This window comes from Streptomyces sp. NPDC041713, from assembly GCF_055591085.1.
Map to the genome: position 1 here is coordinate 559,437 of NZ_JBVIZY010000002.1, position 13,641 is coordinate 573,077.

General features: G+C 71.8%; 15 protein-coding genes. 8 read left to right on the forward strand and 7 right to left on the reverse strand.

The annotated features are described in order from the left end of the window. Positions 1 to 23: 23 nt before the first annotated feature. Positions 24 to 749, reverse strand: a complete 726-nt coding sequence (locus tag ACZ6CV_RS07370) for a SigE family RNA polymerase sigma factor (protein WP_469249979.1) — start codon at positions 747 to 749, stop codon at positions 24 to 26. A 247-nt stretch (positions 750 to 996) separates the two neighbouring features. Here ACZ6CV_RS07370 and afsQ1 point away from each other — a divergent pair, with 247 nt between their 5' ends. The 5 genes from afsQ1 to ACZ6CV_RS07395 all read left to right on the forward strand — a co-directional run bounded on the left by afsQ1 (position 997) and on the right by ACZ6CV_RS07395 (position 4,751). Next, positions 997 to 1,674: a two-component system response regulator AfsQ1 gene (gene afsQ1, locus ACZ6CV_RS07375; protein ID WP_033264947.1), complete on the forward strand. Its 678-nt coding sequence runs from the start codon at positions 997 to 999 to the stop codon at positions 1,672 to 1,674. Next, positions 1,671 to 3,227, forward strand: coding sequence for an ATP-binding protein (locus tag ACZ6CV_RS07380; RefSeq protein WP_469249980.1), 1,557 nt, complete (start codon positions 1,671 to 1,673; stop codon positions 3,225 to 3,227). Before afsQ1 ends, ACZ6CV_RS07380 begins: the two co-directional genes overlap by 4 nt. Continuing rightward, positions 3,224 to 3,823: a hypothetical protein gene (locus tag ACZ6CV_RS07385; RefSeq protein WP_469249981.1), complete on the forward strand. Its 600-nt coding sequence runs from the start codon at positions 3,224 to 3,226 to the stop codon at positions 3,821 to 3,823. The genes ACZ6CV_RS07380 and ACZ6CV_RS07385 overlap by 4 nt, the downstream gene beginning before the upstream one ends. Positions 3,824 to 3,889: 66 nt before the next feature. Further along, on the forward strand, positions 3,890 to 4,438 hold the full coding sequence (locus ACZ6CV_RS07390; protein ID WP_469249982.1) for a VanZ family protein: 549 nt from the start codon (positions 3,890 to 3,892) through the stop codon (positions 4,436 to 4,438). 112 nt (positions 4,439 to 4,550) lie between these two features. Further along, entirely contained in the window at positions 4,551 to 4,751 is a 201-nt protein-coding gene (locus tag ACZ6CV_RS07395; RefSeq protein WP_469249983.1) for a PspC domain-containing protein, read from the forward strand. 100 nt (positions 4,752 to 4,851) lie between these two features. On the opposite strand, the gene ACZ6CV_RS07400 is transcribed toward ACZ6CV_RS07395, so the two are convergent. Continuing rightward, positions 4,852 to 5,232: an ATP-binding protein gene (locus ACZ6CV_RS07400; RefSeq protein ID WP_469249984.1), complete on the reverse strand. Its 381-nt coding sequence runs from the start codon at positions 5,230 to 5,232 to the stop codon at positions 4,852 to 4,854. A 161-nt stretch (positions 5,233 to 5,393) separates the two neighbouring features. Next, the gene (locus ACZ6CV_RS07405; protein ID WP_469249985.1) at positions 5,394 to 6,563 is read right to left on the reverse strand and encodes an adenosine deaminase; all 1,170 of its coding nucleotides are present in this window, start codon (positions 6,561 to 6,563) and stop codon (positions 5,394 to 5,396) included. A 102-nt stretch (positions 6,564 to 6,665) separates the two neighbouring features. Between ACZ6CV_RS07405 and ACZ6CV_RS07410 the strand changes: the two genes are divergently transcribed. Further along, positions 6,666 to 7,430, forward strand: coding sequence for an alpha/beta hydrolase (locus ACZ6CV_RS07410; RefSeq protein ID WP_362363848.1), 765 nt, complete (start codon positions 6,666 to 6,668; stop codon positions 7,428 to 7,430). A gap of 272 nt (positions 7,431 to 7,702) precedes the next feature. Here the strand turns inward: ACZ6CV_RS07410 and ACZ6CV_RS07415 are convergent, their stop codons facing one another. After that, positions 7,703 to 8,674, reverse strand: coding sequence for a LysR family transcriptional regulator (locus tag ACZ6CV_RS07415; protein ID WP_469249986.1), 972 nt, complete (start codon positions 8,672 to 8,674; stop codon positions 7,703 to 7,705). Between the two features lie 62 nt (positions 8,675 to 8,736). On the opposite strand from ACZ6CV_RS07415, the gene ACZ6CV_RS07420 reads away from it, so the two are divergent. Both ACZ6CV_RS07420 and ACZ6CV_RS07425 read left to right on the forward strand, forming a co-directional pair. Further along, on the forward strand, positions 8,737 to 10,020 hold the full coding sequence (locus ACZ6CV_RS07420; RefSeq protein ID WP_469249987.1) for an MFS transporter: 1,284 nt from the start codon (positions 8,737 to 8,739) through the stop codon (positions 10,018 to 10,020). Between the two features lie 215 nt (positions 10,021 to 10,235). After that, entirely contained in the window at positions 10,236 to 11,219 is a 984-nt protein-coding gene (locus ACZ6CV_RS07425; RefSeq protein ID WP_362363839.1) for a sigma-70 family RNA polymerase sigma factor, read from the forward strand. Here ACZ6CV_RS07425 and ACZ6CV_RS07430 read toward each other — a convergent pair. The 3 genes from ACZ6CV_RS07430 to ACZ6CV_RS07440 all read right to left on the reverse strand — a co-directional run bounded on the left by ACZ6CV_RS07430 (position 11,130) and on the right by ACZ6CV_RS07440 (position 13,578). Next, positions 11,130 to 11,510, reverse strand: a complete 381-nt coding sequence (locus tag ACZ6CV_RS07430; protein ID WP_469249988.1) for an STAS domain-containing protein — start codon at positions 11,508 to 11,510, stop codon at positions 11,130 to 11,132. The genes ACZ6CV_RS07425 and ACZ6CV_RS07430 overlap by 90 nt on opposite strands. 66 nt (positions 11,511 to 11,576) lie before the next feature. Continuing rightward, positions 11,577 to 12,161: a Uma2 family endonuclease gene (locus ACZ6CV_RS07435; RefSeq protein ID WP_469249989.1), complete on the reverse strand. Its 585-nt coding sequence runs from the start codon at positions 12,159 to 12,161 to the stop codon at positions 11,577 to 11,579. 139 nt (positions 12,162 to 12,300) lie between these two features. Next, on the reverse strand, positions 12,301 to 13,578 hold the full coding sequence (locus ACZ6CV_RS07440) for a thymidine phosphorylase (RefSeq protein ID WP_469249990.1): 1,278 nt from the start codon (positions 13,576 to 13,578) through the stop codon (positions 12,301 to 12,303). Between the last annotated feature and the right edge of the window lie 63 nt (positions 13,579 to 13,641).

Here is a 13,641-nt window from a genome sequence, read left to right on the forward strand (position 1 = left end):
GCGCCCCCGTGTTCCCCCGATCCTCAGGCGACCAACTCGCCGAAGGATTCCTCCTGGTCACGGCCGAAGCTGAGGACCTCGTCCTCGCGCAGCCGGCGGAGCGACCGCCAGATGCTGGACTTCACCGTGCCCACGCTGATGTCGAGGATGTCCGCGATCTCCGGGTCGGTGCGGCCCTCGTAGTAACGGAGGACCAGCATCGTGCGCTGGAGTTCGGGCAGCCGGGCCAGGGCCTGCCACAGCACGGCGCGCAGCTCGGTGCCGCGCATCGCGTCCATGTCGCCCACCGTCTCCGGCAGCTCCTCGGTCGGGTACTCGTTCAGCTTGCGGCGGCGCCACGCGCTGATGTGCAGATTGGTCATGGTGCGGCGGAGGTAGCCCCCGACCGCGGCCTTGTCGCTGATCCTGTCCCAGGCCCGGTACGTCGAGAAGAGGGCGCTCTGCAGCAGGTCCTCGGCCTCGAAGCGGTCACCGGTCAGGTGGTAGGCGGTTGCGTACAGGGAGGCGCGGCGCTCCTGGACGTAGGCGGTGAACTCCGCCTCCGACAGGGACGTCCGCTCCCCCGAGCCCTCCCCGTACGACGCTCCCCCGTGAGCCTTGTCAACCACCGTCATGAACCCGGTGTGCTGACGCCCGGCGCCGCGAGCGCACCCCCGCCCGCTCACGGCACCGGACTTCTCAGAGCCCCGGCCGACGTCGTGGAGACGCGTGACAACTGCGCGTGAGCTGGTGCTGTGCAGCGTATTCATCTTGCGCCCCCCGTCGGTGGAGTCCGGTCCTGTTCCGTCTTGCTTCCGTGCTTCTTGCTCGTGACCTGAACTCTGCCCGGCCCACTTCATGACGGTGTCCGCCGACTGTCACAGGCCTGCAACAGGGGTTGGGGCGCCTTCCACCTGTGAAGGTCACGTGTGAGTGCGGGCACCTACCTGCCCTTTAGGGGCACGGGGAGGGGCAGGCAGTCGAACTGGGGCCGTGGCATGGGACAGAATGACGTCCGTGCCTTCCCTGTTGCTGATCGAGGACGACGACGCCATCCGGACGGCCCTGGAGCTTTCGCTCACGCGCCAGGGGCACCGGGTGGCCACTGCTGCCACCGGCGAGGACGGCCTGAAACTGCTCGGTGAGCAGCGGCCGGACCTGATCGTGCTGGATGTGATGCTGCCGGGCATCGACGGGTTCGAGGTGTGCCGTCGCATCCGGCGCACCGACCAACTGCCGATCATCCTGCTGACCGCGCGCAACGACGACATCGACGTGGTCGTGGGCCTGGAGTCCGGCGCCGACGACTACGTGGTCAAACCCGTGCAGGGGCGGGTCCTCGACGCCCGGATCCGGGCCGTGCTGCGGCGCGGTGAGCGCGAGGCCAACGACGCGGCGACGTTCGGTTCGCTCGTCATCGACCGCGCCGCGATGACCGTGACGAAGAACGGCGAGGACCTGCAGCTCACCCCGACCGAGTTGCGGCTGCTCCTGGAGCTGAGCCGCAGGCCCGGCCAGGCCCTGTCGCGGCAGCAGTTGCTGCGCCTGGTGTGGGAGCACGACTACCTCGGTGACTCGCGGCTCGTCGACGCGTGTGTGCAGCGGCTGCGCGCCAAGGTCGAGGACGTGCCTTCGTCGCCGACCCTGATCCGTACGGTGCGCGGCGTCGGATACCGGCTGGACACGCCTCAGTGACCAAACCGCAGGACAAGCTCCGCGCCTTGCCCGCGGCGCGCAGAGCGATGCTGGCCGGACTCCGCTTCACCAGTCTGCGACTGCGGCTCGTCGTGGTGTTCGGCCTGGTGGCGCTCACCGCCGCCGTCTCCGCCTCCGGCATCGCGTACTGGCTGAACCGCGAGGCCGTGCTGACCCGCGCGCAGGACGCGGCGCTCAAGGACTTCCGGCAGCAGATGCAGAACCGCGCGGGAGCACTGCCCGCCGACCCCTCGCAGGAGGATCTGCAGTCCGCGGCCGAGCAGATGGCGACCAGCAGCCAGCGCTACAGCGTGCTGCTGGTCGCCGAGAAGAAGAACGGCGGCCAGATCGTCGGCTACAGCGACCTGGACGCCTTCACGCTCGCCAAGGTGCCGGGCTCGCTGCAGAAGGCGGTGAGCGAGAAGCAGCCGCTCACCTCGGGCAACAAGAGCCCGTACCACCTGTACTGGCAGCGGATCGCCGATCACGGCACCCCGTACCTGGTGGGCGGCGCCACCGTGATCGGCGGCGGCCCGACCGGCTACATGCTCAAGTCCCTGGAGCCGGAGGCGAAGGACCTCAGTTCGCTGGGCTGGTCCCTCGCCATCGCGACGGGGCTCGCGCTGATCGGCTCCGCGCTGCTCGCGCAGGCCGCGGCGACGACGGTGCTGAAACCCGTGCACCGCCTGGGAGTTGCCGCGCGGCGGCTCGGCGAGGGCAAGCTCGACACCCGGCTTCGGGTGTCCGGCACCGATGAACTCGCCGATCTTTCCCGGACGTTCAACAGGACCGCGGAGAATCTGGAGAAGAAGGTCGCGGACATGAGCGCCCGCGAGGAGGCGTCCCGGCGCTTCGTCGCCGACATGTCGCACGAGCTGCGCACCCCGCTGACCGCGATCACGGCCGTGACGGAGGTCCTGGAGGAGGAGCTCGACGCGGAGACCGGTTCGGTGGACCCGATGATCGAGCCCGCGGTACGGCTCGTGGTGAGCGAGACCCGCCGCCTGAACGACCTGGTGGAGAACCTCATGGAGGTCACCCGCTTCGACGCGGGCACCGCGCGCCTGGTCCTCGACGACGTCGACATCGCCGACCAGATCACCGCGTGCATCGACGCGCGCGCCTGGCTGGACGCGGTCGACCTGGACGCCGAGCGCGGCATCACGGTCCGGCTCGACCCGCGCCGCCTCGACGTGATCCTGGCCAACCTCATCGGCAACGCCCTCAAGCACGGCGGTTCCCCCGTGGGGGTCTCGGTCCGCCTGGAGGACGCCAAGCTCGTGATCGCCGTACGCGACCACGGCCCCGGCATCCCCGAGGAGGTCCTGCCGCACGTCTTCGACCGCTTCTACAAGGCGAGCGCGTCCCGCCCGCGGTCCGAGGGCAGCGGCCTCGGCCTCTCCATCGCCCTGGAGAACGCGCACATCCACGGCGGCGAGATCACCGCCGCCAACTCCCCGGACGGCGGCGCGGTCTTCACGCTGTGGCTGCCGCGCGACGGCGAGGGCGTGGACGACACCGAGGACGACCGCGCCGAGGGGGACGAGGCATGAACGGGCGACGGATGCGTGCCGTGGCCGCCGCCGCGGGGCTCGCCGCCCTGCTCGCCGGGTGCGGCATCAGGTCGACGGAGGTGCCGACCGACTACGGCGCGGCGCCGTCCCGGGTGCCGTGCGTGCTGTCCGGCGCCAGCATGGCCTCGCGGACGGGCGGCGGGGTGCCGGTGGAGGTGTTCCTGGTCTGCGCGTCGCAGCTGGTGACGGTCGACCGGAACCTGGAGATCCGTGACGACAAGGCCACCACCGACCGGGTGCGCATCGCCCAGGCGCTCCTCGACGAGCTGGACGATCCCCCGTCGGGCGCCGAGAAGGAGGCGGGCTTCGCCACGGACGTGCGCGGCGGCACCACCGTCTCCGGGCCGCGCAAGGGCGACCCGGCCGACGCGCTGCGGATGAGTACGCCGCCGGAGGGTCTGTCCGCGTTCGCGCTCGCCCAGATCGTGTGCACGCTCGCCGACAACGCCACGGCGGACGACGGCGCGGTGGTCATGGGCGGTCCGGGCAACAGCCCACTGCGGCGCTATGAGTGCACCCCCGAGGTCCGCGCCCGTCCCGGGACGGTGGCACCGCCCATGAAGAGCGTCGAGTAGGGCCTTCCCTTCTGCTCGGGCGGGGCTCGCGGAACCGATCCTGCCGCCCCTGACGTCTTGGGGGGCGTGCGTCAAGGCTCGGGCGGCCGCATTGCCGCCATCCGCTTCCGTGCGGCGGGGGGATTCCTCCTCGCCGCACACCTCCTGCTCGTCGGATGGATCACGCTGCGTCCCCTGGACGTGCCCTGGGTGAGCGCCGCGAATCTGCAGCCACTCGCCGGGATCAAGGCGGATCTGGCGCTGGGCGGCCTCCAGGCGGCCCGCCGGATCGGTGAGAGCGTGCTGCTCCTGGCCCCGCTGGGGGTGCTGCTGCCGCTGGCCGGCGGCCGGGTCGCGGTCTCGCCGTGGGGGTCACTGGTCCGTACGGTCGCCGCGGGCGCCCTGCTCTCGCTCGGCATCGAGCTGTGGCAGACCGGGGTGCCCGGTCAGGTCGTCGACATCGACTCGCTGCTGCTCAACACCCTCGGGGTGGCCGTCGCTCACCTCGCGGTGGTGCCCGCGGCGCGGGCCCGGCTCCGGCGCGGGCAGGGCGGGGAGGACCGCGTGCCCCTCCTGCGGGAGGACACCCCTCAGGGGCCGACCCCGACGATTCCCAGGGTCGGCATCGCACCGTAGAGCGATGCTTTGACCCGCTTCGTGAACGTAGCGTCGAGGTATCGGGGCACAAGGAGAACGAGGCCTCGGTACTCGACCGCAAGCAGCATCCACGTTCGCGAAGGAGCCCGACATGACCGCCCTTGCCCGCCCCAACCACGGCCGGATGATCGGCGGAGTGTGCGCAGCCCTGGCCCGGCGCTTCGGCACCTCCGCGGCGACGATGCGGGTGATCTTCGTGGTCTCCTGCCTGCTGCCGGGACCGCAGTTCCTGCTCTACATCGCGCTGTGGATCCTGCTGCCCGACGAGGACAAGGTCCGCCAGGCCTGGTGACCGCGGCCCGGCGGGCACGACCCGGCGGGCCCGACCGCGCAACACGATGGGGCGCCCCTCGACACGAGGGGCGCCCCACCGGCGTACGCGCTGCGCCGGGTCAGCCGAGCGGCAGGCCGTTCACGCCGGTGCCGCCGAGGGGCAGGCCGCCGAGCAGACCCGCGACCGGGGAGGCGGGCTTCTTGGGCTTCGGCTTGGCGGCGGCCGCGCGGGACGTCTTGTCGCCGAGGAGCTGGGGGGCGGCCTGGGCGACGGTCGGCGCCGCGGCCTTCACGCCGCTGTCGAGGGCGCTCTGTCCGGCGCTCAGCGACTCGGTGGCACCGGTCAGGCCGCCGACGGGCACCACCGAGGAGACCGGGCCCAGGGCGGCCGCGGGGTTGGGGACACCGGCGGGGGCTGCGTTCGCGGCACCGGCACCGGCGGCGGCGAAGGCGGCGCCGAGCGCGGCGACACCGAGGGTCTTGGCGGCAGACTGCTTCATCTTCAATGCGTCCTTGTGTCTGTGCGACTGTGCTTACGACGGGGGGTTCTCGCGGTTCAACGACCGTCGGGAGCCCCGATCACGGGCGGCGGGAAAATCAAAGCGGCCGGGAGCGGATGCTCCCGGCCGCCGCCGCGTCACACGCAGCCGGACGCCGTGCGTCAGCTCGCGACAGAACCGCTGGTGGACACGGTCTGGCGGAACAGCCACTCGGACTTCAGCTCGGCGTAGCCCGGCTTGATCACGTCGTTGATCATGGCGAGACGCTCATCGAAAGGAATGAATGCTGATTTCATCGCATTGACCGTGAACCACTGCATGTCGTCGAGCGAGTAGCCGAACGTGCCGACCAGGTGCTCGAATTCGCGGCTCATGCTGGTGCCCGACATCAGCCGGTTGTCGGTGTTCACCGTCGCCCGGAAGTGCAGCTTGCGCAGCAGCCCGATGGGGTGCTCGGCGTAGGAGGTGGCGGCGCCGGTCTGCAGGTTGGAGGTCGGGCAGAGCTCCAGCGGGATGCGCTTGTCCCGTACGTACGACGCGAGGCGGCCGAGGCGGACGGTGCCGTCGTCGGCGATCTCGATGTCGTCGATGATGCGCACGCCGTGGCCGAGCCGGTCGGCGCCGCACCACTGCAGGGCCTGCCAGATCGACGGCAGGCCGAAGGCCTCGCCCGCGTGGATCGTGAAGTGGTTGTTCTCGCGCTTGAGGAACTCGAAGGCGTCGAGGTGGCGGGTGGGCGGGAAGCCCGCCTCGGCGCCCGCGATGTCGAAGCCGACGACCCCCAGATCGCGGTAGCGGTTGGCGAGTTCGGCGATCTCCAGGGCGCGGGCCGCGTGCCGCATGGCGGTGAGCAGCGCGCCCACCCGGATGCGGTGGCCGTTCTCCTTGGCGCGGCGCTCGCCCTCGCGGAAGCCCTCGTTGACCGCCTCGACGACCTCTTCGAGGGTGAGGCCGCTCTCCAGGTGCTGCTCGGGGGCGTACCGGATCTCGGCGTAGACGACGCCGTCCTCGGCGAGGTCCTCGGCGCACTCGGCGGCGACGCGGCGCAGGGCGTCCTTCGTCTGCATCACCGCGCAGGTGTGGGCGAAGGTCTCCAGGTAGCGCTCGAGGGAGCCGGAGTCGGCCGCCTCGCGGAACCAGATCCCGAGCTTGTCGGGGTCGGTCTCGGGCAGGCCCTCGTACCCGCAGTCGCGGGCGAGGTCGACGATCGTGCCGGGACGCAGGCCGCCGTCGAGGTGGTCGTGCAGGAGCACCTTGGGGGCGCGGCGGATCTGTTCGGCACTGGGCGTTTCACGGTCCGTGTGACCGGTCGTGTGTGTCTGGCTCGTCATTTCGGCACTCTAGCGCCTACGCGCGTAGAACTCACTGGTCGATACGTAACAGTGACCCTGCGGACGGGTCGCGTACACCATCGCTTCTGACACTGTTCTGTCATGGCAGAGGAAGGGACCGCGGGGCCGGCGGGCGCGGCCAGGCTCGGGCGCGTGATCGGGACGGCGCCGTCGGCGGTGGGCGGGGCGGTGCTGCTGCTGCCCGGCGGCGCCGAGACCTCCACCCGCAGGCCCTCGCCGCTGGCCGGCGCGGGGGTGCGGGCGCTGGGCCGCAGACTCGCCCACGACGGGCGCGGGGCGGGCCTCGCCACGCATGTCGTGCACTACCGCTGCCGGGGCTGGAACGGCGCGCAGGCGCGGCTCGCGCACGACACGTCCTGGGCGGTGGACGAGGTCGTACGGTTGTACGGCGACGTTCCCGTGTGTCTGGCCGGAGTGGACATGGGCGGCCGGGCGGCACTGCGCGCGGGAGGCCACGATGCCGTCAACTCGGTTCTTGCGGTGGCGCCTTGGCTGCCCGAGGACGACGTGGCCGCGCCGCCGGAGCCGGTGAAGCAGCTCGCGGGGCGGCGTGTGCTGATCGTGCACGGCACGAACGACGAGCGGACCGACCCCGAGTTGTCGTTCCGGCTTGCCGAGCGGGCGAAGAAGGCGAACCGGGACGTGTGCCGGTTCGAAGTGCACTCCGACGGGCATCGGTTGCACCAGCATCAGGCCGAAGTCCTCGCGCTGGCTTCGGACTTCGTGATGGGCACGTTGTTCGGGGCGGGGTTTGCCCGGCCCCTGGAGGACGCGTTGGCGGCTCCGCCGCCGTTGGGGCTTCGGATGCCGTTGGCCTCCGGCTTTGGGCGGTCGCTTCGTCGGTGAGGGGGCGACGGGGCGACGCGGCGACGGGGCGGGGTCATCACCGGCTTCGCCGAGTTCGTCCTCAAGCGCCGGACGGGCTTTATCCCCCCGCCGCGTACGCCCTCGCGCGCCGGACGGGCTGAGATGTGACTGCGGGCCCGCGTTCGTCCGGCACCAACCATCACCGGCTCCGCCGAGTTCGTCCTCAAACGCCGGACGGGCTTTATCCCCCCTCCGCGTACGCCCTCGCGCGCCGGACGGGCCGATATCCCGGGATCCCGGCCCCGTACGCCTCACTCGCCGTGTGGGCCCGCGCCCGCCACCAAGTTGCCCTTTCTGCTCAGCAGGAATGCCTTGAACGCCGCCACCGGTGGTGTGTCCGTGTGGCCGTCCAGCCAGGCCACGCCGATTTCTCGGACCGCTCGTTGGCCCGTCACCGTCAGTTCCACGACCCCCGGGCGTGGCACGGCCGGGGGCGGCAGGAGGGCTACGCCCAGGCCCGCCGCGACCAGGCCGCGCAGGGTCTCCGCCTCCTCGCCCTCGAAGGCGATCCGGGGGCGGAAGCCCGCGTCACGGCAGAGGTCGTCCGTGATGCGGCGCAGGCCGTACCCGGGCTCCAGGGTCACGAACGCCTCGTCGGCCGCCTCGCCGAGCCGGACCCGTTTGCGGGCGGCAAGGCGGTGGTCGTCGGGGACGACCAGGCGCAGGCGCTGCTCGTCGAGGCGGCGGGCGACGAGGTCGGGGGCGTCCGGCACCGGTGAGGTGAGGCAGAGGTCGAGCTCGCCGGCGCGGAGGCGTTCGATCATCGCCTCGCCGTAGTTCTGCACGAGGCTGAAGCGGACGCGCGGATGGTCGGCGCGGAAGGCGCGGATCAGGCCCGGCACCGTCTCCGAGCCCATGGTGTGCAGGAAGCCGAAGGCGACCTTGCCGGTCTCCGGGTCGGCGTCCGCGCGCACCGACTCCGCGGCCCGCTCCACCTCGCCGAGCGCCCGCTCGACCGAGCCGAGGAAGGTGCGGCCCGCCGGGGTGAGCGAGACGGTGCGGCCGCGGCGGACGAACAGGTCGACGCCCAGGTCCCGTTCGAGCCGGACGAGCGCGCGGGAGAGCGTCGACTGGGGCATCCCCAGCTGGTGCGCGGCGCGCGTGACGTGCTCGGTGCGGGCGACTCCCGCGAAGTACGCGAGACGAGGGGCGAGCAGCGTGACGATGTCCTCCGCGTCACTGTCGTGTGACGGGCGCGGCTGTGACCTCGACTGATGCTGCATGGGATCGATTATGGGGTTTCCATGCATTGGACGCATCAAAAGTCCGGTCGTAGGTTCGAGGCATGCCTGCTGCCAGTAGTGGGGCGTCCGCCACCCATGCGGTCGCCCCTGCCCCGTCGTCCCCTGCCACCGACACTCGGCTGACCCCGGGCGGGCCCGGCTACCGCCGGATGAGCTTCGCGCTCTTCCTCGCCGGCGTCGCCACCTTCGCCCTCCTCTACTCCACGCAGGCCCTCCTCCCGCTCGTCTCCGCCGACTTCGGCGTGAGCGCGAGCACGGCGAGCTGGACGGTGTCCGGCGCCACCGGCGCCTTGGCCCTCTTCGTCCTCCCGCTGAGCGCGCTCAGCGAACGGTTCGGGCGGCGCGCGGTGATGACCGCCTCGCTGGCCGTCGCCGTCGTCGTGGGACTCGTCGTCCCGTTCGCGCCCTCCGTCGAGGTCCTGATCGTGCTGCGCGCGGTGCAGGGCGCCGCGCTCGCCGGTCTGCCCGCCTCCGCGATGGCGTTCCTCGCCGAGGAGGTGCGGCCCAAGGCGCTGGTCGCCGCGATCGGCATGTTCGTGGCGGGCAACTCCATCGGCGGGATGAGCGGGCGCATCGTCACCGGCTGGGTCGCGCAGGCGTGGGGCTGGCGCGCGGCGGTCGGCGTGGTCGGTGTCGTCGCGGTGCTGTGCGCGGTCGCGTTCCGCGTGCTGCTGCCCGCGCCCCGGCACTTCACCGCGGGCACGCTGAGCCCCACGTCCCTTGCCCGTACGGTCCGTTCGCATCTGTCGAACCCGCTCCTGTGCCGCCTGTACGCGATCGGCGCGCTCTTCATGACCGTCTTCGGCGCGGTCTACACGGTGATCGGCTACCGCCTCACCGAAGCGCCCTTCTCGCTCCCGCAGGGCGTCATCGGCTCGATCTTCCTCGTCTACCTCGTCGGTACGGTCTCCTCGGCAGCCGCCGGACGCCTGGTGGCCCGGCTCGGGCGGCGCGGAGCGCTGTATCTGGCGGTGAGCACGACGGCCGGCGGGCTGCTGCTCTCCCTGTCATCGTCGCTGGTCCTGGTGCTGTTGGGGCTTGTGCTGATCACCGCCGGGTTCTTCGCGGGGCACGCGGTCGCCTCCTCGTCCGTGAGCCGGACGGCCACCGAGGGGCGTGCGCAGGCGTCGGCGCTGTACCAGTCCGCGTACTACCTGGGCTCCAGCGCGGGCGGCACGCTCGGCGCGGTCGCCTTCCACGCGGGCGGCTGGGCCGGGACGGTGGGCCTCGGGATCCTCGCGGTGCTCGGCGTCGTGTCGGTCACGGTGTGGGGCTCGCATGCGGCGCGGGTCCAGGAGCGGCGCGGGCTGGTGGCGGCGCGCTGAGGCGGGTCCGGCCGAGGGGCGGCTGAGGCGGGTCCGGCCGAGGGGCGGCGGAGGCGGGCGGCTGAGGCGCCGGGCGCCCGGTTGTCCCGCCGGTCCGGCCCCTTTTCACCTGCGGGTTTTCCCACTCCGGGGGCCGTTGTCAGTGGGCTGCGGTAGCTTCCGGTGTGTTGGGTCTCACAGGGGGCCGCGCGCTCGGAAGCCAGGGGTGGGTTGGGATGAGCGACATCGCAGGGACGACGACCGATCTGGACGTCACGCTGGAGAAACACCGCGTCGAGCTGACGGGGTACTGCTATCGGATGCTGGGCTCGGCCTTCGAGGCCGAGGACGCCGTGCAGGACACCATGGTGCGGGCCTGGCGGAGCTTCGAGAAGTTCGAGGGCCGCTCCAGCGTCCGCTCGTGGCTGTACCGCATCGCGACCAACGTCTGCCTGGACATGCTGAACGCGGGCAACCGCCGGGCCCGCCCGATGGACCTGACCGCGGCCGCCCCGCTGGCGCAGGCCGCGCTCAATCCGCGCCCCGACAACACCTGGCTGGAGCCGGTGCCGGACGCCCGCGTCCTGCCGACGCCCGGCGACCCGGCGGAGGCCGCGGTCGCCAAGGAGTCCGTGCGGCTGGCCTTCGTCGCCGCGCTGCAGTCCCTGCCGCCGAAGCAGCGGGCGGTGCTGATCCTGCGCGAGGTGCTCGCGTGGAAGGCCAACGAGGTCGCCGAACTGATCGACACCTCCGTCGCCTCGGTGAACAGCGCGCTGCAGCGGGCCCGCGCCACCCTCGCCGAGCGGCCCGCGGACGACACGGCCGTCTCCGATCCGCTGGACGAGGAGCAGCAGAAGCTCCTGGACCGCTATGTCGCGGCCTTCGAGGGGTACGACATGGCGGCCCTTACGGCGCTGCTCGCCGAGGACGCCGTCATGACGATGCCGCCGTTCGACCTGTGGCTGCGCGGCACCGCGGACATCACGGGCTTCATGACCACGATCGGCGCGGGCTGCGCCAACAGCCGCCTGTTCCCGGTGGACGTGAACGGCACGCCGGGTTTCGCGCACTACAAGCCCGACCCCGACAACGGCGGTTACACGCCGTGGGCGATCCAGGTCATCGAGATCTCAGAGGGCCGCATCGCCGGCTTCCACTGCTTCCTGGACACCCAGCGGTGGTTCCCGCTCTTCGGCCTGGCCGCCCGTCTCGACGACTAGCCCGAGGAGTTCGACCAGGCCGACGAGGCGCAGCAGCGCCTGCAGGGCGGGGGCGGGGTTCCTGAGCCGGATCCGCCGCCCGGCCCTGCGGGCGGCGAGGTGCAGCCGGGCTATGGCGTCGACGGTGGTGAGGTCGGCGGTGGTGACACGTCCGACGTCGCAGACGATGTCGCCGCCCCCTCCCCCACCGGGCCCGTGCCGGGCGGCGGCCACCTGCTCGCACAGGCGCGGGATGTCGCCCGGACGCAGGGGGCCCTCGATGCGGATGAGGTGCTCTTCTGATTCGGCCACGCAGGGTGGACCGGCGGGGCGGGCGGAATTCATCGGTGATCGCGCCCGGGGCCCGGCATGTGCGCGTCAGTCCACCGGGAAGGCGCTGGTGTCGATCTCCAGGGAGAAGGGCTCGGGAAGCGTGATGGGCTCGCCGAACTTGCAGGCGCGCAGGACGCGGTAGACGCGGTCGTGAGGCTTGCCGTGCAGGGTGACCTTGGGGCCACCTGGGGCCCAGCGGTCGATGAGGAGGTAGAGAGGGACCCCTGCTGCCGCGTAGCCCGCGAGCTTACCGACGCGATCGTGGTGGGCATTGGACGGCGAGGTCACCTCGACGACGAGTTCGGCGGCGCTCGCGGAAATGGAGGTACCCGGCGCTCCGGCTTCGGCGACAGGCACTACGACAAGATCCGGAATGAACATTCCCAGACTCAGCGGTACCGATACGGACAGCGTCTGGTAGATGCCCCAGTCCTCCGGAAGCACGGAATACAGGCGACGTTGCACCTTCTCCGCAATGACATTGTGCTGGTTGGCAGGGCTGGGTGACACGGTGATGACCCCATCGATGATCTCCACCTTGCTGCCCTCGGGCCACTCCATCTCCTCCCGGAGCCGGAGCAAGTCCTCCCAGCTCTGGCCAGGCCAACGGCTGGCGGTGAGTGCGCTCATGGCGGTCTCCTCTTTCGGTACGTCACCGATCCCAGCATGCCGAACGGGACCGGCGGCGGTCCACCGATCCCGTTCACCCGTACGAGAAAGCCCTGGCCAGAGCCCTGCCGAGGGGCCGCGGGCGCGCCCGCGCCGGCCCTCAGCCGATCCGGTCCAGCACGATCGCCCCCGGCGTGAAGTCCGTGCCGGCGGGAGCGACGTCGTACGACCCCTCCACCGACTCCAGCGCGTACGCGAAGCGGTCCGGGGTGTCCGTGTGGAGGGTCAGCAGCGGCGCGCCCGCCTCGACGGAGTCGCCCGGCTTGGCGTGGAGTTCGACGCCCGCGCCCGCCTGGACCACGTCCTCCTTGCGGGCCCGGCCCGCGCCGAGGCGCCAGGCGGCGACGCCGATGTCGTACGCGTCGAGGCGGGTCAGGACACCGGACGACGGGGCCCGGACCACGTGCTGCTCGCGGGCCACCGGAAGCGCCGCGTCCGGGTCGCCGCCCTGCGCCGCGATCATGCGGCGCCACACGTCCATCGCGGAGCCGTCGGCGAGGGCCTTCGCGGGGTCGGCGTCCGGCAGGCCCGCCGCGTCCAGCATCTCGCGGGCCAGGGCGAGGGTCAGCTCGACGACGTCGGCCGGGCCGCCGCCCGCCAGGACCTCCACCGACTCGCGGACCTCCAGCGCGTTGCCGGCCGTCAGGCCCAGCGGGGTCGACATGTCCGTGAGCAGGGCCACCGTGCGCACCCCGCTGTCGGTGCCCAACTCGACCATCGTGGAGGCCAGTTCGCGGGCGTCGTCGAGGTTCTTCATGAAGGCGCCGGTGCCGAGCTTCACGTCGAGGACGAGCGAGCCCGTGCCCTCGGCGATCTTCTTCGACATGATCGAGGAGGCGATCAGCGGGATCGCCTCCACCGTGCCGGTCACGTCGCGCAGCGCGTAGAGCTTCTTGTCGGCGGGGGCCAGGCCGTCGCCCGCCGCGCAGATGACCGAGCCGACGCCTTCGAGGACGTTCAGCATCTCCTCGTTGGAGAGCAGCGCGCGCCAGCCGGGGATGGCCTCCAGCTTGTCCAGGGTGCCGCCGGTGTGGCCGAGCCCGCGGCCCGACAGCTGCGGGACGGCCGCGCCGCACGCGGCGACCAGCGGGGCGAGCGGCAGCGTGATCTTGTCGCCGACGCCGCCCGTGGAGTGCTTGTCGGCGGTGGGGCGGGAGAGCGAGGAGAAGTCCATGCGCTCGCCGGACGCGATCATCGCCGCCGTCCAGCGGGCGATCTCCTTGCGGTTCATGCCGTTCAGGAGGATCGCCATGGCCAGGGACGACATCTGCTCGTCGGCGACCGCGCCGCGGGTGTACGCGTCGATGACCCAGTCGATCTGTTCGTCGCTGAGCTCGCCCCGGTCGCGCTTGGTCCGGATGACAGAGATGACGTCCATGGCGGTCCTTCCAGCAGTACAACGGTGTACGTACGTAGATATGCCGCGACTCTACGCGCATAG